Here is an 18,992-nt window from a genome sequence, read left to right as displayed (position 1 = left end):
AGGGGTAAAAAAGGGTCGCACGGACGGGGAGGTCTACCGCTTCCGTGCGCCGGGCCTTTTACGCTACCGCGCGACAGGCCCGTTCTCCAACAACGCCACGAAGCCGTCCTCGTCGAGGATCGGAATGCCGAGTTCCTCGGCCTTGGCGGCCTTGGCCCCGGCGTTCTCGCCGATCACCACATAGTCGGTTTTTTTGCTCACCGAGCCGGCGGCCTTGCCACCGCGCGAGATGATCGCCTCTTTGGCGGAATCGCGAGAGAATCCTTCCAAGGAACCGGTCACCACCACGGTCAGGCCGGCCAGCGTCTGCTCCAGCGTGCTGGTCTCGGCCACGGCCTGACCGACGCCGGCGGCCTGCCATGCACGCAGCGTCTCGCCGCGCCAATCCCCCGGCTCGCGGGCGGCCGTGAACCAGTCGACCACGGACTGCGCGATCTCCGGTCCGATGCCGTCGATGGCGGACAGCTCCTCGACGCTGGCCGACGCGATGGCATCCAACGATCCCAAGGCGGACGCGATGCTGCGGGCCGTGGGCGGGCCGAGCCTGCGGATGGACAGCGCCACCAACACGCGCCACAGATCGGCATGCCGGGCCTTGTCGATCTCGTCGAGCATTTTGCGCGTGTTCTCCATCGGTTTAACGATCACCGGAATCCGCGTCACCATGCCGTCGCGCGAGGTTTTCACATCCTCACGCACCACCACCGCGTCGGCCGGCACGTCATAGCCGGGGTAGGTCGCCCCCACGGCCGAGGCGGCTGCGTCAGTCCCGTTAGCGGGAATGATTCGCACCGCGGTTTCAGTCGATTCAACCGTTGCGTCACTGCCGACGGGACCACCCCGAAAGGCTGGATCCACGCCCGATTCGGTCGACATGCCGATGCCAGCGGACGCGCCGGCCCCGTTCCCTTTGGTTTTGGTTTTAGCCGCCGGCGCGGGCGAGGTCCAGAAGGCGGGAACCTGATGCCACAGGCCGGAACCGCCCAGACGTTTGCGCACCTTCTTGCGTTTGCCTTTCGCGTCCGTCGTCTCGCGCACTTCGATGATCGCGGCCTCACGCCATACGCGCACGTCGCGTAGGTCGTCGGCGGTCAGCGAGAACAAGCCAGCCTCCGAACGCAGCACCGGGGTCTGCGGCGCGGGCAGGGCCAGTCCCTCGACCGGCGTGTAATCCTCCGGCTCCTCCCCCGGCCCGACCAGAATCTCGGTGATGTTCGGCGCGTAGGTGGCGACCGATTCGGGACGGTTCTCCTCCGGATTGGTCAGGGCGATGGCGCTTTGCTCGCCCAGATGCTCGATGTCGAAGGCCTTGCGCATCGACAGCGAGATCACGCGTTCCGTCAGCTGCGCGGGGCAGCTTTCCATATTCGGGCATCGGATGTCCTTGTCGCCCTCCTTGGCCGGTGCCAGAAGCGTGCCGCAGGAGGGGCAGTGCGTGGGCATGACGAACTCGCGCAGCGACTCCTCGCGCCCGTTGCGCCGTTCCAGCACCGGCCCGACGAGTTCGGGAATCACATCGCCCGCCTTGCGCACCACCACGGTGTCGCCGATGAGCACGCCCTTGCGCGCCACCTCGAAACCGTTGTGCAAGGTGGTGCGGGCCACGGTGGAGCCGGCCACATGCACGGGCTTCAAGATCGCGACCGGCGTCACGCGCCCGGTGCGCCCGACCTGCACGGTGATGTCGAGCAGTTCGGTGTTCACCTCTTCGGGCGGATACTTGTAGGCGACGGCCCAGCGCGGCGCGCGCGAGGTCGCGCCCAGCGTACGCTGCAAGGCCAGATCGTCCACTTTGACGACGATGCCGTCGAGCGCGTGTTCGATGTCGCCACGATGCTCGCCGTAATAGTCGATCATCTCCAGCACGTCGTCGAAGGACCCCACCGACCGGTTGTGCGGCGAGACGGGCACGCCCCACTTGGAGTACAGCGCGTAGGCCTGCGATTGGTCGGCCACCGTATCATGCGAATCGGCCGGACGCCCCTCGCCCCAGTCGAGCCGGCCCAATCCGTGCGCGTAGAAGCTCAGGCGGCGGGTGGCGGTGACGCGCGGATCCTTCTGACGCAGCGATCCCGCGGCCGCGTTGCGCGGATTGGCGAAGGGATTGCCGCCCGCCTCCTCCTGCTCGGCGTTCAGCGCGCGGAAATCGTCCCACCGCATGAACACCTCGCCGCGGATCTCCACGAATTGCGGAACATCCTCGGCCGGACCTCCCAGATTCGCCGGAATGGAGCCGATGGTGCGCACATTCAGGGTGATGTCCTCGCCGGTGACGCCGTCGCCGCGCGTCAGTCCCTGCTCCAGCACGCCGTTACGGTAGATGAGATTCAGTGCCAGACCGTCGATCTTCACCTCGCAGCTCATCGGCAGGGGCCTGCCTTCGGGCCAGTCGAGGTCGCGCAGCACCGAGTCGTACCAGTCACGCAACTCCTCGATGGAGAACACGTCGTCCAGACTCATCATGCGCGAGGGGTGGCGCACCGACGTGAACTCGTTGGAGAAGGTGCCGCCGACGCGGTGCGTGGGCGACTGCGGGTTGTCCAACGCGGGGAACGACGATTCCAAACGCTGCAGGCAGCGCATGCGCGCGTCGTAGGCGGCGTCGGAGCTGACCGGAGCGTCGTCGATATAGTAGGCGATTTGGTCGGATTCCACCCATGCGGCCACACGCGCCCACAGGCGGGCGGCATCGTCGGCGTCCATGGCCGCGACATCGAGCCGGTCGAGCCGCATGGCATCGTCGTCGTCGGCTTGCAGGGCGGCGATCCATGGCGCGCTGCCCGGCGTGAAACGCGCGACCGACGAACTGGGCACCACGCTGGGCGCGCTATCCGACATATCATCGAAGTCCCAAGCCAACTGCTCGTCCGACATGGCATCCTTTCCTTCCAACAACCACTTCCGGTATTCTACCGGCCGAGCGCGCCCGACCTTCCGTCATGCCGAGCATGGCCGAGCGCGACCTCCCCACATGCCATATCGGATGAGACGAGGAACCGCGCGGCGGGCAGACCACGCGCGCCCGACCCGTCCCACGGCACGGCAGCGGAGGAAACCCCGGCTTCTTCAGGCGCTGAGCGAGCGGAGGAACTGCGCCTGGACCACGTCGATGTTGTCGCCCTCGCCGTCGTTCATCCGCGCCGCCGCGACCGAAAGCGTACGGGCGGGCACGAACATGCCTTCGTCCACGCACACACGCGCCGCGTCGCGCACGATCGAGGCGACCTCGGTATGCGGCCAGACGGGCAGGTCGCGCGATTCGAGCAGCGCGACCGCGTCGGAGACGGATTCGGGCACGCGCACGCATTGCGAGTCGGCCCGCGCCACCAGTTCCTGCAATTCGGTCTCCAACGCACCGATCTGGCCGGGGCTGATGTGGTCGCTCATGATGTAGGCGGCCACGGCGGTGTCGAAACGGTCCTGCATCCATTCGCAATAAGCGAAACGGTAGTAGGCGAACGCGGCGTCGGATCGGTCCAATGCCACGCGCAGGGCGTTCAGGCAGGCGGCGCGGGCGGAATTCCAATCCTCGCCGCGGGCCAGTTGGATGGCCAGCCGCAGATGCGTCAGCGGATATGCGGGCGCGAAGGCGACCATGCGGTTGAGATGCGGCAGGGAGGCCTTCGGCCCCTTGAGTTGGGCGAGGATGTCTCCCAATTCCATATGCGCGTAGAACAGGTTGTCGGGGATCAGCACCGTATGCTCGCCCGATGTGGCGAACAGACGGTTGTAGACCACGCGTTCGGCGTACGAGTTGAAGTAGCGGGGCACGCCGGGGTTGGCGTCGACGATCGCGTCGAGCCGGCCCAGCGCCTCTTCGATGATGGCGACCGCCTGCTCGGTCTGTCCGGAGAACAGCAGGTCGCGCGCACGCACGCGTTCCTTATCCAGATCATCGGCCATCGTGAACTCGATGTCGGGGGTGTCCTTACCGTCGATGAGCGCGCTGGTGACGCGCGGCGCCAGTTCGGTCAGTTCCGGATCGGAGATCTTCTCGACCACCCGCATCGCCTGTTGCGCCTTGGACACCGCGTCCAGCGACTGGTCCGCGGCGATGCCGTGGAAGTCGACGACGGCGCGCTGCAGCAGATCCTCGCGTTGGATGGACAGACCCGAACTGTCCGCGGTGCCGAGCACGCGGGCCACGGCCGGGGAGAAGGCCTCCTGGACGAGCTCCGGCTCCTCCTGCGATCCCAGCGGGGAGAAGCGCGCGTCGCGCAGGTCGAATCCGGCGTTCACGGGCCGCAGTCCTCCCTGCTCGTCCACATCCATGACGGCGTCGAAGATACGGTAGGTCTCGTTCGGATGCTCCAATCCGTCCTCGGCGAGACGCGCGAGGAATTCCTCGCGGGTGAAGGTCACGGACACCATATTGCGCACGGTGGGGTTGCGGCGCAGCACGCTCATCGGATCCTCGAGGCCGCCGGCGTCTCCGTGCGCCACCTCGTCGAAGTCATCGAAGTCGTCGTCGAAGTCGTCGCGATCCCCGGCGAAGTCGGATGAGGCGAAGGTCATATCGTCGATGTCGATGTCGCGCATCAGATCCTCGAAGCGCGAGTCCAGACTCTGCCCGTCCAAATCAGCGGAGGCCGCGGCATCGGCCGTCTCTTCGGCCTTGGTCATTTCGCCGGCCATATCCAGCGGATCCGCGGGGGCGATCGAGGCGCGCGGCTCGTCATGGGTGATGGGGCGCGTGGGATCGCCGTGCACGTCGCCGTCCTTCGGATCGGCTTTGGTGCGGGCGCGGCCCACATCGCCGTTGCGCAGATGCTCGAAGGCGCTCAGGGCCTCGCTCATCAGCCGCTCGATGGCCGAATCCTGTTCGGCGACGGCCTCCTCCAAGCCGATGGAGTCGATATGCAGCGACACCCGCTCCACCTGCGGATCGACCCCGAAGCTGAGCGCGGCCATGATCAGACCGACGCGCAGATTGTAGGCGGCGCTCATCGCGGCCCGGTCGGCATCGCCCAAGGCGCGCCACGTATGGCGTTTCTCGTCGTATCGGCTGTCGGGCATCATGGAGGTGCCGGCGGTGGTGAAGCCGATCGCCACGTTGCGCTGCTCGAGATCGGCGCGGAACTCCACATCGAAGCGGTACGGCAGGCGCAACCTCCGCAGCAGGGACGACAGCGCCTGTCGGCTCACCCATTCGGAGGGCCGCCGCTCGCCGCCGATGGGGTCGGGATGCTTGCGCCGCATCTCTTCGGCGGTGCGTCCCGCCAGCCCCACCAGCCGGGTCACGTCGCCGTCGCCGTAGGGTTTGAGGGCGATGATGGCGGGATTCTCCAGCAGACGCATGTCGATCTGCGCGGCTTCGGCGCGGGTCACCGTGTCTTCGGTGGGGGTGAGGCCTTGGGCCGCGTTGTTCTCAAGCCAGGCGCTCACGGCGGCGAAACGGTTGAGATTGCCTTCGATTTTCAGGGATTTCAACGCGGAGCCGAAGGGCAGCGACTTGTCCCAAGCGAAGAAATAGCTTCCCGAGTAACTGGAGGTGTACAGGTGCAGCGGCTCCGCGCCGTGCACCGCCTCCAGTCCGTCCAGGGAGTCCATCGCGCCGGCCTCGCGCATCAGATCGGCGAAATGGTCCTCCAGACCGGAGGCGCGCAGGCCGTGGGCGCGCGCCTCAAGCGTGTCGCGCACCGAACGGCGGATCGCCCCGATCGGAGCCTCGCGGTTGAGCCGGCGGAAGATGTTGCCCGAACCGAATCCGACCAGCAGACCGTTCATCTGCGGCAGCAGATAGCAGGCGAAGAAGGCGATGGCGATGGCGTCGCGGTATTCGAGATTCTGGCGCATCTCGGCGGGCAGGTCGGCGCGGCTCTGCTCCAACGTATAGCGTTTGCCGTTCTTCAGCCATGCGGCCAGCCAGGTCATCCGCCCGGTGTCGTCGCGGCCGATCACCCCGCCGGTCACCACGCGCGTCGGCCCGGCGAGGTCGCGCCGTCCCAGGCGCGCGCCGTCGGCGAGCACGGGATCCTGCTCCTTGCCGAACATGAACCGCGGTTCGAGCGGCTGCGTGTCCATTTGCGGGTCTGTGCCGGCGAACACGCGTCCGCGATGGTCGGCGAACGCGATCTGCGCGAAATGGTTCCGGTCGGTGAACACGCCGAGGCTGAAGCCGCGTCCGTTGGTCCGCGGCAGCTGCGCCCATCCGAGGGTCAGTCCCTCGGGCACGTTCTGCAAATCGGGGAACAGCCGCCTTTTCACCATCGGATTGAGCGTGATGGCGTGTTTGGTCAGCTGGGCGATCAGCCCGTCGGGCGATTCGCTGGATTCGCGCAGCGCGTCGCCGAATGGATTGGCCGACGGCGGCTCGCTCGGGCCCGTCAGGGAGCCGGCGAGCGCACCCACCGAATGCAGCAGGTCACGTATGCCGCGGCCCTCCTCCCGTTCATGGGTGTTCGGTGTTCGTTGAGGCATGGTTCACATTCTCTCCTGTTTCCCCGACATGAAGCCGTTAGAATAATGGGGTGCTGTTATGGAATCGTCATCCCCGCGCCGGTGAGGTTGAGCGCGTGCGCGTGTCCCGCCGCCGCAGGCTGAGCCGCGCGGCCAAACGCCGCATCGCCGTCGCCGCGCTGGCGCTGGCCGCGGTGCTGCTGGTGGAATGCGCGGTGTTCAATCTGCCGTTCTGGCGTTCGCTGGGCGCGAGCACCGACACGAACGCGGCGTACAACACGCTGGGGCCGGGCCTCACACGCGACGAGGACGGGCTGCTGACCGTCACCGATCCCACGCAGGCGTATCTGCGGCTGACCGCGGACGGCACCTCCGATTATCTGCGCATCGATCCGGTGGATGGCGAGGTTTTGGAGCAGGCGCTGCAGCGTCTGGCGGAAAGCGATGACGAGGAGACAGCCATCCCCCGCACGAGCATGCGCGTGCGGGTCGATGTGGCGGGCGAGTCCGGACGTACGGCGTCGGTGTCGTCGGACGCCCCGCGCAGTCTGATCGTCAAGGCCTCGGGCGCGGGCGATGTGCGCGTGTGGATCCAGGAGGCGAAGGGCACGCGGGTCGCGTTCGAGGCGGCCCGGGCGAATGTGCGCGTGCCGTTCGAGTTCAACATGGCCCGTGTGGTGGTGATGCTGGCCGTGTTGGCCTTGGTCGCCGTCTGGCGGCCGCGTTCGCGCCTGTGGCGCGTTCCTCTCGACCCCTCGCGTCTGTCGCAGCGGGTGGGTTTCGCCGTGGTGATGGCGGTGCCGGCCGTGTTCACCGCCGTTTCGGTGGCCGCGCAGATCGCCTACGCCTCGCCGCTGACGTTCCATACGGCCGGCAATTACACGTATGATTTCGACCAGTACGCGCATGTGGCCGATTCTCTGATCGCGGGCCGCACCTGGCTGGATCTGGAGGTGCCGGACGCGCTCGCCTCGGCAGGCAACCCGTATGACGTCTCGCAGCGCGAGGAGCTGCTGGCGCAGGGCGTCAGTCCGATCTATTGGGATTACGCGTTCTACGAGGGGCATTGGTATTCGTATTTCGGCGTGCTGCCCGCGGCGCTGCTGTTCGTGCCGTTCCGTCTGATCACCGGCCGTATGCTGCCGACCGCCGCCGCCGAACAATTGTTGACGTTCACGTTCATCGTCTGCGCCACGTTGCTGGTGGTCCGCCTGATCCGCCGCATCGCCCCGCGCACCTCGCTGGCGGCGGCCTCCATGATGGTGACGATGGTGCTGGTCGGCGCGCAGACCGGATATCTGCTGTTCCGCACGAATTTCTACCAGGTGCCGTTCGTCGCCTCGCTGACCCTCACCTGTTTGGGATTGTGGTTCTGGCTGGGCGCGGATACCGACAAACGCCCGCTGCGCCCCGCCGACCGTTGGAGGGCGGGCGACGCCAAACCGTTGTCGCTGCCCAGGCTTGCGGCCGGCGCGTTGTGCATCGCGGCGAATTTCGGATGCCGCCCCACGTTCGCGTTGACCGCGCTGCTCGCCTTCCCGCTGTTCTGGCCGCAGATACGCGCCATGGCCGCCGATCTGCGCGCCCGTCGCACAAGCGTGGGCGCGGCGTTGCGCGCGCCGTTGGCGATGATCATTCCCGCCGTTGTGGTTGTGGCCCCGCTGATGGCGTGGAATATCGCCCGTTTCGGCTCCCCGCTCGATTTCGGCAACGCCTATCAGATCACAGTGGCCGATATGACGCGCTACGCCACCCCGTGGGTGGATATGCCGCTGGTGGTGGGCTACTACCTGTTCCTGCCGTTGCGTTTCACCGATGGTTTCCCCTTCCTCGCCGTCTCCCCCGCGCCCATGCCCGAGTGGAGCTATTACGAGCCGATGGTGGGCGGATTGTTCTGTCTGTGTCCGCTGCTGCTCGCCGCGTTGCTTCTGCCGTTCATGCGCCGTCTTGAATTGCGCGGATACCGCCCGTTCCTGCTCACGTGTCTCGCGTTGGCCATGGCGCTTGCCATATTCGACAGCGCCGTCGCCGGTTTGGGATGGCGTTATATGGCCGATTTCGCCTGGCTGGTCGCGTTGGCCGCCATGCCGGTGGTGCTGCGTGCGGTCAACGGCCGCCAGTCGCGCGTCGCCGACGTGCTGCTCACCGAACCGTCGGTGGTGCCGAAAACCGGATTGGGGGCGGCCAATGTGGCGGCCTCCGCCACCGGTGTGGTGACGCCCGCGCGCTGGCTGGCCCGCGTGGTGGTGATGCTGGCGCTGATGTGGATGCTGCTGGTCGTCGTCGTCTCCTGTTTCGTGGTCGGCCGCAGCGACGCGTTGATCAACAACAACGCGGGACTGTTCCACGAGGTCCAGTCCTGGTTCTCCCTGCTTATGGATTAAGACGGTTCGCCCACGACGATGGGCGCTCACCGGGCCTGTCTTCCCCTGTTTATGGACTGAGGACCGCCGTCCGCATCACCATTCCCAGCGTTTTTTGAGCATGCGGATGCGTTTTCCCAAGGCATCGGCCATACTGTTGTTCCGATTCGTCCCATCCGGCAACTATTAGGTAAGAAAGCGCATCATCCCATGAGTTCCACGCATGGCATCAGTCGTAAACGCGTCCTCACATGGACCACCGCCGTGGTCACCACGCTTATCGCCGTCGGCATGTGCATGCTCACCCAGTCCGACGTGTCCGAAGCGCTTCAGGAGCGCCGCGTGGACCTGCTGAACGACTATGTGGAGCAAATCTACACCGACGACTATCAGCAGGAGGCGGACGAGAGGCTCGCCGAAGCCCGGGCGGAGGGCGGGCACACCGTCGACGACATGCTCATCGAGGAGAACCCCTACGGCACGAACACCACGTCGCTGTACGTGTATTTCACCACCGACATGCCGGCCAGCATCAGCTACACGATTTCGGCGGATGGATACCCGGATTTCACACGCACGGTCGCGCAGGACGAGGAATACCAGACGGAGCACGAGTTCACCGTCATCGGCCTGATCCCCGAAGAGACGAACACCATCGTCTTCACCATCACCGACGAGGACGGCGGGACGACCACCAGCACCGTCACGCGCACGGGCGCGAAACTATTGGGCAACGAGGAGGTGCGTCTCGAGCGGACCGTCACCGCCGACGACGGCACCGATCTGGGCGACGGACTGTACGCGATCCTCGGCAACGACAGCGACGAGCAGGACTTCATGCTCTACTACGACACCGACGGCGTGCTGCGCGGCGAGGTGCCCATCCCCTTCTACCGTTCGCACCGCATCCTCTTCGACGACGAGGGGCTGATGTGGTTCTCCGCGTCCACGCATCTGATGGTCGGCATGAACAACCTCGGCAAGCTGGAGAAGATCTACGATCTGGGCGACCGGTTCATCCTGCACCACGACTACGCGATGGACGACGACGGCGACATCGTGCTGCTCGCCACCGATCTGACGCGCGAGGACCACACCGTGCAGGACCAAATCGTGCGTCTCGACACCGATTCGGGAGAGGTGGACCTGCTGCTCGACCTGGGCGACATGTTCCCCGACTACAAGGAGTCCACCGACCACGCGGGCACCGACGAATCCGACCCGGACGCCACGGACCGCTGGGACTGGATCCACATCAACACCATCCAGCTGCTGCCCGACGGCTCGGCGCTGCTGTCGGCGCGCGAAACCTCCACGATCATCAAGGTCGCCGACATCGAAGGCACACCGACGCTGGAGTATATGATCGGCGAGGATTCCGTGTGGGACGGCACCGAATACCAGGCGGCGTTCCTCACCAAGGACGGCGACTTCCCAGACACCGGCGGACAGCACTCCATCACCTACGTGGCCGACGATTCGCTGGAGGACGGCCAATACTACCTGTACATGTTCGACAACACCTTCGGCTATGCGACGACCCGGCCGGACTACGATTGGAGCGCGATCGAAGGCCTCGCCACCACCGCCAGCCCCTCCACCGAGGGCGCGCACTCGCAGTACCGCAAGTATCTGGTCGATGAGACGGCCGGCACCTACACCGAGGTGTCGAGCTTCGACGTGCCGTATTCGGCGTATGTGAGCTCCGCGCAGGAGCTCGACGACGGCGACATCCTCATCGATTCGGGCATGCAGGGCCTGTTCGGCGTCTACGGCGAGGACGGCACGCTCAAGGCGCAGTACAGCATGGCGCTGAACACCACGTACATCTACCGCGTCTACAGCTACGACTTCTCCGGCTTCTACTTCGCCTGAGGTTCGCGCACACCCTACAATGGGGAGGCATGGGATTGTTCTTCACCACTCGCGACCTGCCCCGACCGACCGCCTTGCGTTTCGCGCTCGATGGCGCGGGCCACACCTATGAGGATGGACAGGTGGGACTCGAGCCCACATCGCTGACCATCACCGAGCGTCGCGTCGCCGTCATCGGATTGAACGGCTCGGGCAAATCCACCCTGCTGGGCCTGCTGGACGGTTCCCTCGCCGCGACCCGCGGCACGGTGACGATCCAAGGCGTCCATGACGCGGACGGGACTTCGGCCGACGAGGAGACGCTGGATACCGCCTCCAAACGCGACCGCAAACGCATCGACCAGCTGATCGGCCGCGTGCGCCGCGAGGAGATCCCCAACGCCTTCTACCGGGCGGCCACCATCGGCGACGCCGTGGACGAGGCGTTGAAGAAGCATAAGGTGCCGCAATCGGAACGTCAGGCGCGGATCGGCAACCTGTTCGCGCATTTCTCACTGGCCGACGTGGCCCGCCGCCGCGCCGACGAATTGGATTCCGAAAAGCGGCATCTGCTGGCCATCACGGCCGCGCTCAGCTTCGACCCGAGCGCCATCGTCGCCGATGAGCCAAGCAAGGGATTGGACGAGATCGGCACACGACATGTGGCCGAGGCGCTGTTCGGCTACGACAAGCAGGTGGTGTTCGCCACGCATGACACGGCGATGATCACGCGTCCCGAATACGCGATCGACCGCGCGCTGGTGCTTGACGAGGGGTCCATCGCGTTCGACGGCGCGCCCGCGCAGGCCGTCGAGTTCTACGAACGGCTCATCCGTGACAAAGCGGCGGCGTTGCGCGCCTAAAACACTCCCTCGTTCCCTGCCTCGACAAGGAGAAACGAGTTTGGTGTGTCGGATTTTCTCAACAGGGCCGATTGCGCACACCAAACTCGAGAATCAATCGTTTTACATGAGCGAGGGTTCGAAGCCCAACACACCAAACTCCGTTAGGCCATTTTTTCTTGCGTCATCGCGTCGACAACCGAGAGCATCGAACGGATCAGCCGCTCGAATTCTTGCGGTTCGGGCAGCAGCGAGACGGCGAGATAGCCGTTGGATTCCATATCGAAGAAATAGCCCGGCTGGCCGGTGAGGCGACGTTCCTCGATCAGGCGCAGCACCAGCTCGTTCTCGTCGATCACCGACGGCACGCGCACCAGCACGTTCCAGCCGCCTTCGGCGTGCGGCACGCTGGCCACACCGCAGTCGTCCTGGTCCAGCAGCTCGTGCAGCCGCGCGAGATTGCCGCGCACCCGCTCGCGCACCCGCGCGGTCTGGTCCTCGGCCGCGTCCAGCAGGTCGGGAATGGCTTGCGCGATCAGATCGCTCATGGGCAGGTAGTCGTCGGCGATGACGTCCAGCCGCCGTTTCGCCTCCGCCACGTCATGATCGGGTCCGGAAACCTGGATCCAACCGACCTTGGCATGCGGCGCGGCCAGCATTTTCGAGAATCCGTCCAACGCGAACGTGAGAGCGCCGCGTTCCCCCGCCATGCGCGAGTTGCCGTCGAACGGTTCGAGCGTGTAGTCGTAGAACACCTCGTCGGCGATCAGCGCCACGCCATGCGCGGCGCATAAATTGATCAGCGTCTCGCGCTCGGAGGGCTTGACGTAGGAACCGGTGGGATTGTTGGGGTTGATGAGCACCAGCGCACGTACGCGGGCACCGGCCTCGGAGTCGAGCAGCGCGGCGAGTTCGCCCGTGTCGATATACCACGATCCGTCGTAACGCAGCCGATAGGCGATGGTGTCCACGCATTCGAGGGCGGCGATGGATTCGATCAGCGGATAGCCGGGCTTGGGCGCGAGCACCGCATCCCCCGGATCGCACAGCAGTTTGAACAGCCACGAATAGGCCTGCGAGGTGGAGCTGAGCAGGTACAGGTCGTCCGGATCGACCAGGCATCTCGCCTCTCCTGCGGTATGGTTCCGCGCGTCGTCACCCGCGGCGGCGCGATTCCGCGCGGCCCCCTCTGTCCCGACAGTGGTATCGCCCCGTGCGTCTCCACCCGTCCCGGCGATAGCACTGTCCCGTACGCCACCCCCAGCCCCGACAGCGGCACTGCCTCGTGCGTCAACACCGCCGTCCGGGGAAGTCCCGACGGAGACGTACCGGTACCCCGCCGTGCGAGCGGTGAGGAAAGCGGCCAGGGATTCGCGCGCCTTGCGTGGGCCGCGCGGATCGGCGGTGTAGATGTCTGGGACCAAAGCCGGTGCCAACCCGTGCCGTGTGGGATTGGAGTCGTTGAGACGGTCGAGTGCCACGCCCTCGGCTTTGGCCTGGGCTTCGGCCACGGCGATTGGATTGGGTTCGCGGATATCCACGCGGGATGAGAAACGCACGGTCATGCGCCCCACTGTAGCGAAGATGTCCGTCAATCCCCTGCCGTCCGCTTATAGGAGACGTCGTGGATTTCGCACTTCGACGTAGGCAGTGCGAAATTTACGACGTTTTATGGGAATGAAACGTCGTCGTTTTCGCACACCGTTCGTCGAAGTGCGAAATTTACGACGTTGCCCCACCTGAGATGACAGCGAGGCCACCGTCCGATCTGTGGATTACCGGACCGGGCACCGTCACCATATGGATTACCGGACCGGGCACCATTAACGTATGGGACGGCCGAACACCGTCAACGTATGGGACGGCCCGGATACGACGAATGCCACCCGGATTGGGTGGCATTCGTTTTCAGATTACGTCATCAGGTACGTCGCACCTGATGGTGGTGTCAGGCCTGCTTGGTGCTGGCGTAGTAGGCGGCACCCACGATGCCGGCCTCGTTGCGCAGCTTGGCCGGCACAATCGGGGTCTTGATCTCGATGTACGGCAGGAAGCGGTCGCTCATACGGCTCACGCCACCGCCGACGACGAACAGGTCGGGGTTGAGGTAGGTTTCCATCAGACCGTAGTACTTGGTCAGACGCTTCGCCCACTTCTTGTAGCCGAGGTCCTTCTGTTCGCGAATCGAGGAGGCGGCGTACTTCTCGGCGTCGAGATGCTTCTCGTCGAGGATGATGTGGCCGAGCTCGCTGTTGGGAATCAGCACGCCGTTGTAGATCAGGGCGGTGCCGATGCCGGTGCCGAGCGTGGTGGCCACGACCAGGCCGTCCTGGCCCTGGGCGGCACCGAACTGCTGTTCGGCCAGACCGGCGGCGTCGGCGTCGTTCACCACAACGACCGGACGACCGCACGCCTCGGAGAAGACCTCGGTGACATCCACACCGATCCAGGACTGGTCGAGGTTGGCCATGAAGTCAAGCTTCTTACCGGGCTTGATCGGGGCCGGGAACGCGATGCCGACGGGCGCGGACTCGGGCACCTCAAAATGCTCGAGCTGCTGGCGCACGATGGCGGCCACCGCCTGCGGAGTGGAGACCTCAGGGGTGAGGATCTTCAGACGCGGCTCGGCGAATTCGCCCTTCTCCAGGTTGACGGGCGCGGCCTTGATGCCGGATCCTCCAATATCAACGCCAAAGGCCTGTGCTGTCTCAATCATCATTGACCTCTCTTCAGGGGTGTGGGTGTTATCGAACCGGTAGGGGAATTCTAACTCGCCTCATGCCCAACACGCGGGCGTTGAAGCATAAACGGTGCGAACGATTGCATAACTTGTCATACCGAAACCATGTCGACATGGGAATCGGCACAGCCAACGATACGCATAGGTCGAATCACACGCGTACAACACCCACAAATCGAAAGCGGGGAAGGCGACGGTCAGTTCGCCGGAATCATCGGTAACGCGTCCGACGCACAGGTTGCAGAAGAGACGATGTCGGTCAGCTCGACAAGGCCGTCTGCGGCACACGCGATGCGAGGGACGCCAACGAAAGGCGGACGTACGGCTAGCCAACTGATCGACTGCCCGGTCGATTCGTCGGTCAGCCAGCCGATTCGTCGATCAGCCAGCCGGTCGATCAGCCGGTCAGCCAGCCGATCGGCCCGCCAGCAGAACAGCCGCTCAGTCCTTCAACGGCGCCATCGGCTTCCACGACGGATCATGCAGCAGCTTGCGCGAATCCCACCATCCCTGCGCGATCTTCACCACGCCGGTGCGCACATGCTCGCGATCCACCATCACCAGCCGGATCAGCTCCTTGGCGGCGGTGGCGAGCGTGCCCACACCGAACAGGAAGGGGTGGAAGTCGCCGTGTTCCATGAAATAGCGGGCCATATAGCCGCGGTTGCGCATGATGTGGTAGCGGTTCATGTCGGAGGTGGAGTTGAGCTGGCGCACGCCGGCGATATCCCAGTTGCCGATCTCGCGGGTGCGGCGCAGGATCACGTCCGGCACGACGATCGGATTGGTGACCTTGCTGGCGCGGTAGCCGTAGATCGTATCGTCCCAGTAGATGAAGAAGCGCGGATCGGGCAGGCCGATCTCCTTGACCACGCGACGGCTGAACAGGCCGCCTTCGAAGCACAGCGTGTTCATCACACGGTAGCCCGCGTTGCCGAACGCGGCCGGCGCGATCGGGTTGGGGATGCCCAACGGCACGATGAAGTCGTACTGCCAGTAGAACGGGCCGCCGTCGTAGTCGAAGCGCGATCCTTGGATCACTTCGTGGCGGTCGGTCCATTTAGCGAGTTTGGCGATGGCGCCAGGCAGCACGGCCACGTCGTCGTCCATCACCCAGAACCATTCGGCCCCAAGCTCGTAGGCTTTCTTCACACCGGCGGAGAAGCCGCCCGCGCCACCGAGATTCTCCTTCTGCGGCGCGTACACCACACGGGATTCGTTGCCGCTTCTATCGGCCACAGTGGCGCCCCACTGGGAGGTGACCTTATCCGAGAACCCGGCCACCATGGCGGCCGTCTCATCGGATTGCTCGTTGTCGACGATGACGACGCGCCACGGAGCCTGCTCCAACTCCAGAATCGAGTCGAACAGGGTGCCGAGCAGCTGCTGGCGCTTATACGTGGTGACGATGAGGGCAAGCTTGTCGATGGTCTTCTTGGCTTGAGTCATGCCCTCCATTGTTGCATCCACCATGGGCGAACGGCAACCCGCAGAGACTGAGACCCGGACGCAGACCCGGACGCGGGCCCGTCACCGCACAGGGAACGCGGGAATCGCCGAACCCGACAGGCTGGAGCGGGACCATTTCATCACGTCACCACACGAGGAACGCGGGAATCGCCAGCAATGCCGCGATGTAGGCCACGGCGAGCGCGGCGAACACGACGTCGCGTGAGGAGACGCGCATCGCATGCCATTGCGTGCGGCGGATCCCCTCCTCATAACAGCGCGCGTCCAACGCAAGGCCGAGATTGCCGGCATGCCGCAGGGTTCCGGCGAACACCGGCACGATGATGGCGGCCAACGCCCTGATCCGCCGCGTCGGCGTGCCGGTTTCCACTCCGCCGCCGCGCGCCGACTGCGCGTCGATGACGGCCATGGTCTCCTGCATGAGTGTGGGGATGAACCGCAGGGCGAGGCTCAGCACCAGCGACAGTTCCTGCGTGTGCACGCCGAGCCTGCGCAATGGGCTCAGCAGCGACGCGAACGCGTCGGTCATTCGCGTGGGGGTGGTGGTTTCCAGAAAGATCGCGCCCATGACGATGACCAGCGCGAAACGGCACGCGTACAGCACGGCGATGCCCACGCCCTCGTCGGTGATCGTGATCGGGCCGAATTGGGCGATCGGCGTGCCGCCGCGCACGAAGAACACGTTCAGCAGCCCCATCACCACGAACAGCGCGAGGAAGGCGCGCACCGAGGCGAGCAGCCGCAGCGGACGCAGACGCGCCGCGGCGATCAGCCCGGCCGCCATCGCCGCGCACAGCGCCAGTTGCGCCGGCGTGGCGATGGCGAAGGCGGTGAACATCATCGCCAGAAACGCGACCATCTTCACGCGCGGGTCCACTTGGGCCAGCGGCGCGCGAGAAGGCCGCTTCGTCGCGCGGTCGGAGCCGGCGTGGATTTCGTCTGATTCGTTTGTGTCATCGGTCCGCGCACCTTCGTCATTCAGCGCGCCACCGTCCGAGAAGGCATCTTCCACCGCCAGCAGCGACGCCACCCGCCCGTGCCGCATAACCAGCACGCGGTCGGCGAGTTCGCGCGCCTCATGTGCGTTATGGGTGACGATCAGCACCGTCACGCCTTGGGTTTGCAGCTCGCGCACCAGCCGGCGGATCGCGGCGCTCGCCCGTTCATCCAGGCTGGCGGTCGGCTCGTCGAGCACCAGCACGCGCGGGAGGCAGGCGATCACGCCGGCGACCGCGGCCAGGCGCTGCTGTCCGCCGGACAGGCTGAACGGGTCGCGGTCGGCAAGATGGGCGATGCCGAGCATCGACAACGCCCACGCCACCCGGTCGTCGACCTCGCGTTCGGATAATCCCTGGTTGCGCGGACCGTAGGCCACGTCGTCGGCGACCGTTTCGGCGAACAGCTGTCGTTCGGGATGCTGCATCACGTAGCCGACCTGCCGACGCAGCTCGCGCAAGGCTTTGCGCGGCGCGCGTTTCGATGCGCCCGACGCTCGCCCCGTGGCGACCTTCACTCCCCCGACCGTGATATCGCCACGGCTTGGGGTCTCCAACGCGCACAGCAGACGGGCCAGCGTGGATTTGCCGGAGCCGTTGCGTCCCATGATGGCCAGGACCTCGCCCCGACGCACGTCGAACGACACGTCGTCGAGCGCCGGGCTCTCGGCACCGGAAAAGGAGAAGCTCACGTGGTCCACCGTGACGGCCGGCCCGGTATCGGAATCCGGACGCGTCTCGTCGGCTGGTCGGGATGCATCCGACGGTGGCCGATGGGTTTCGGTCCGCGGATTGCGCCGCGTCTGGTCCGATTCGTCCGTTTCCGCGTCGGGGTCCGTCCCCATACGCGATGAGGATTCGGCACGGCCGTCCGCCGCATCGCCGTAGCCGCCGGCCGCCATTTCCGCGGTATCGTCGGCCGCGTCTGCGGAGGCATCGCAGATCGTCGGCACGGCATCCGTCGCGTCCGTCCGGCCGTCGTCGGCGACGCGGCCGCCCTCCAGCCGGATGATGCGGGAGGCGCGCGCCGTCTCGTCGGCGTGATGCGTGACATGCACGATGGTCGTGCCCCGCGCGTGCAACGTGTCGAGCACCGCAAGCAGTTCCGCCCGCGCTTCGGGGTCGAGCATGGCGGTCGGCTCATCGAGCACGAGCATGCGCGGACGCATGGCGAGCATGCCGGCGATGGCGACGCGCTGCTGTTGCCCGCCGCTCATGCGCGTGGGGTCGGCCGCGCGCATGTCGGCGAGGTCCACCGCGCGCAACGCGTCGGCGATGCGAGAGCCGATGTCGTTTCGCGGCGCGGCCAGATTCTCCGGCCCGAAGGCCACGTCGTCCTCGACGATGGTGGTGACGATCTGGTCCTCGGGATTCTGGAACACCGCTCCGATGCCGCGCCGCGCCATCCGATAGTCGTCGGCGTGCGCGCCACGCCCGTCGAACACGCGCCTGCCCAACAGGGTCACGACGCCGCCGTCGGGCGCGCTCAACGCGCACAGCAGACGCGCCAGCGTGGATTTGCCCGAACCGTTCGCTCCGGTCAGGCACACGTATTCGCCCGGGGCGATGTCCAACGACACGTCGTCCAACGCCCAGGTCGCGCCCGCGTCATAGCTGAAGCGGACGTGTTCCAACCGCGCGATGGCCCGCTCGGCAGTGCCGGGCGAATCCGGTGCGCCGTCGGCGGCGGTCCCGTTGGCGGAAGGCGAACTCATGCCCGGTCCAGCAGATTCGACACCGGCTTGTAGACCAGGAAGGTCACGACGGCGTGGATGGCGAATTTGACGAGGTTGAACGGCAGCAGAATCGGCACGATCATCGCCGCCACCTGTGCCATGGTCATATGCGCGTAGATCGGCGTGATCAGCAGATTGCCCACCAGCGCGGCCGCCAGCGCGCACACCGCGCCGACGAGGATGCCAACCAGGGCGCGCGAACGCGTGCGCTTGCCGCGGTAGACCAGAGCGGCCGGCACCGACAGGCACAACGCCACCAGCACCGCCATCAGCGTGCCCCACGGATTCGTGAACACATGCGGCAGGAAGCCCAGCACGCTGACGATTGCGGCCGCCGAGGGGCCGAACGCGAAGCCGGCCACCAGACACACGATGCCGCTGGGATCGTATTTGAGCCACTGCACGCCGGGGATCAAAGGAAATTCGATGAAGCTCGTCACCATCGCCAACGCCACGAACAGCGCGTACATGGCGATGCGTTTGGTGGACCAGCGCCCCGAATCGGCCACGCCCGTCGAATGCGCGTTATGCCGCGCGTCCTCGTGCGCGTTGGATTCGCTGGTGGTGGCATGCATATGGTTATGCGAAGATAC

General features: G+C 65.8%; 10 protein-coding genes. 3 read left to right on the top strand and 7 right to left on the bottom strand.

Annotated elements, in window-relative coordinates; translation table 11 throughout:
- Positions 1 to 63: 63 nt before the first annotated feature.
- Both ligA and BL8807_RS07835 read right to left on the bottom strand, forming a co-directional pair.
- Positions 64 to 2,838: an NAD-dependent DNA ligase LigA gene (gene ligA / locus BL8807_RS07840; protein ID WP_370737533.1), complete on the bottom strand. Its 2,775-nt coding sequence runs from the start codon at positions 2,836 to 2,838 to the stop codon at positions 64 to 66.
- 228 nt (positions 2,839 to 3,066) lie between these two features.
- On the bottom strand, positions 3,067 to 6,420 hold the full coding sequence (locus tag BL8807_RS07835) for a tetratricopeptide repeat protein (RefSeq protein WP_072723820.1): 3,354 nt from the start codon (positions 6,418 to 6,420) through the stop codon (positions 3,067 to 3,069).
- 95 nt (positions 6,421 to 6,515) lie between these two features.
- Between BL8807_RS07835 and BL8807_RS07830 the strand changes: the two genes are divergently transcribed.
- From BL8807_RS07830 to BL8807_RS07820, 3 genes are all read left to right on the top strand, one after another.
- Entirely contained in the window at positions 6,516 to 8,783 is a 2,268-nt protein-coding gene (locus BL8807_RS07830) for a hypothetical protein (protein WP_226847524.1), read from the top strand.
- 189 nt (positions 8,784 to 8,972) lie between these two features.
- On the top strand, positions 8,973 to 10,637 hold the full coding sequence (locus BL8807_RS07825) for an aryl-sulfate sulfotransferase (protein ID WP_072723819.1): 1,665 nt from the start codon (positions 8,973 to 8,975) through the stop codon (positions 10,635 to 10,637).
- A 29-nt stretch (positions 10,638 to 10,666) separates the two neighbouring features.
- Positions 10,667 to 11,479 carry an ATP-binding cassette domain-containing protein gene (locus BL8807_RS07820; protein ID WP_072723818.1) on the top strand — a complete coding sequence of 271 codons (813 nt, stop codon included), beginning with the start codon at positions 10,667 to 10,669 and terminating at the stop codon, positions 11,477 to 11,479.
- Between the two features lie 143 nt (positions 11,480 to 11,622).
- On the opposite strand, the gene BL8807_RS07815 is transcribed toward BL8807_RS07820, so the two are convergent.
- From BL8807_RS07815 to BL8807_RS07795, 5 genes are all read right to left on the bottom strand, one after another.
- On the bottom strand, positions 11,623 to 13,023 hold the full coding sequence (locus BL8807_RS07815; RefSeq protein ID WP_072723816.1) for a pyridoxal phosphate-dependent aminotransferase: 1,401 nt from the start codon (positions 13,021 to 13,023) through the stop codon (positions 11,623 to 11,625).
- Between the two features lie 383 nt (positions 13,024 to 13,406).
- Positions 13,407 to 14,174, bottom strand: coding sequence for a polyphosphate--glucose phosphotransferase (gene ppgK, locus BL8807_RS07810; RefSeq protein WP_072723949.1), 768 nt, complete (start codon positions 14,172 to 14,174; stop codon positions 13,407 to 13,409).
- A 465-nt stretch (positions 14,175 to 14,639) separates the two neighbouring features.
- Positions 14,640 to 15,656, bottom strand: a complete 1,017-nt coding sequence (locus BL8807_RS07805) for a glycosyltransferase family 2 protein (RefSeq protein ID WP_072723814.1) — start codon at positions 15,654 to 15,656, stop codon at positions 14,640 to 14,642.
- A 136-nt stretch (positions 15,657 to 15,792) separates the two neighbouring features.
- Positions 15,793 to 18,378: an energy-coupling factor transporter ATPase gene (locus tag BL8807_RS07800; protein ID WP_083570100.1), complete on the bottom strand. Its 2,586-nt coding sequence runs from the start codon at positions 18,376 to 18,378 to the stop codon at positions 15,793 to 15,795.
- On the bottom strand, positions 18,375 to 18,974 hold the full coding sequence (locus tag BL8807_RS07795) for an ECF transporter S component (RefSeq protein ID WP_226805809.1): 600 nt from the start codon (positions 18,972 to 18,974) through the stop codon (positions 18,375 to 18,377). The genes BL8807_RS07800 and BL8807_RS07795 overlap by 4 nt, the downstream gene beginning before the upstream one ends.
- Positions 18,975 to 18,992: the final 18 nt, after the last annotated feature.

Origin of the sequence: Bifidobacterium lemurum, from assembly GCF_014898175.1 — a bacterium.
GTDB classification, from domain to species: Bacteria; Actinomycetota; Actinomycetes; order Actinomycetales; family Bifidobacteriaceae; genus Bifidobacterium; species Bifidobacterium lemurum.
The sequence above is the reverse complement of the archived record's forward strand: the minus strand, read 5'-3'. Positions and strand labels throughout refer to the sequence as shown.

Excerpts from the sequence above, each read along its gene's own strand:
- ligA (WP_370737533.1), bottom strand. The coding sequence starts at position 2,838 with ATGTCGGATAGCGCGCCCAGCGTGGTGCCCAGTTCGTCGGTCGCGCGT.
- BL8807_RS07835 (WP_072723820.1), bottom strand. The coding sequence starts at position 6,420 with ATGCCTCAACGAACACCGAACACCCATGAACGGGAGGAGGGCCGCGGC.
- BL8807_RS07825 (WP_072723819.1), top strand. The coding sequence starts at position 8,973 with ATGAGTTCCACGCATGGCATCAGTCGTAAACGCGTCCTCACATGGACC.
- BL8807_RS07820 (WP_072723818.1), top strand. The coding sequence starts at position 10,667 with ATGGGATTGTTCTTCACCACTCGCGACCTGCCCCGACCGACCGCCTTG.
- BL8807_RS07815 (WP_072723816.1), bottom strand. The coding sequence starts at position 13,023 with ATGACCGTGCGTTTCTCATCCCGCGTGGATATCCGCGAACCCAATCCA.
- ppgK (WP_072723949.1), bottom strand. The coding sequence starts at position 14,174 with ATGATTGAGACAGCACAGGCCTTTGGCGTTGATATTGGAGGATCCGGC.
- BL8807_RS07805 (WP_072723814.1), bottom strand. The coding sequence starts at position 15,656 with ATGGAGGGCATGACTCAAGCCAAGAAGACCATCGACAAGCTTGCCCTC.
- BL8807_RS07800 (WP_083570100.1), bottom strand. The coding sequence starts at position 18,378 with ATGAGTTCGCCTTCCGCCAACGGGACCGCCGCCGACGGCGCACCGGAT.
- BL8807_RS07795 (WP_226805809.1), bottom strand. The coding sequence starts at position 18,974 with ATGCATGCCACCACCAGCGAATCCAACGCGCACGAGGACGCGCGGCAT.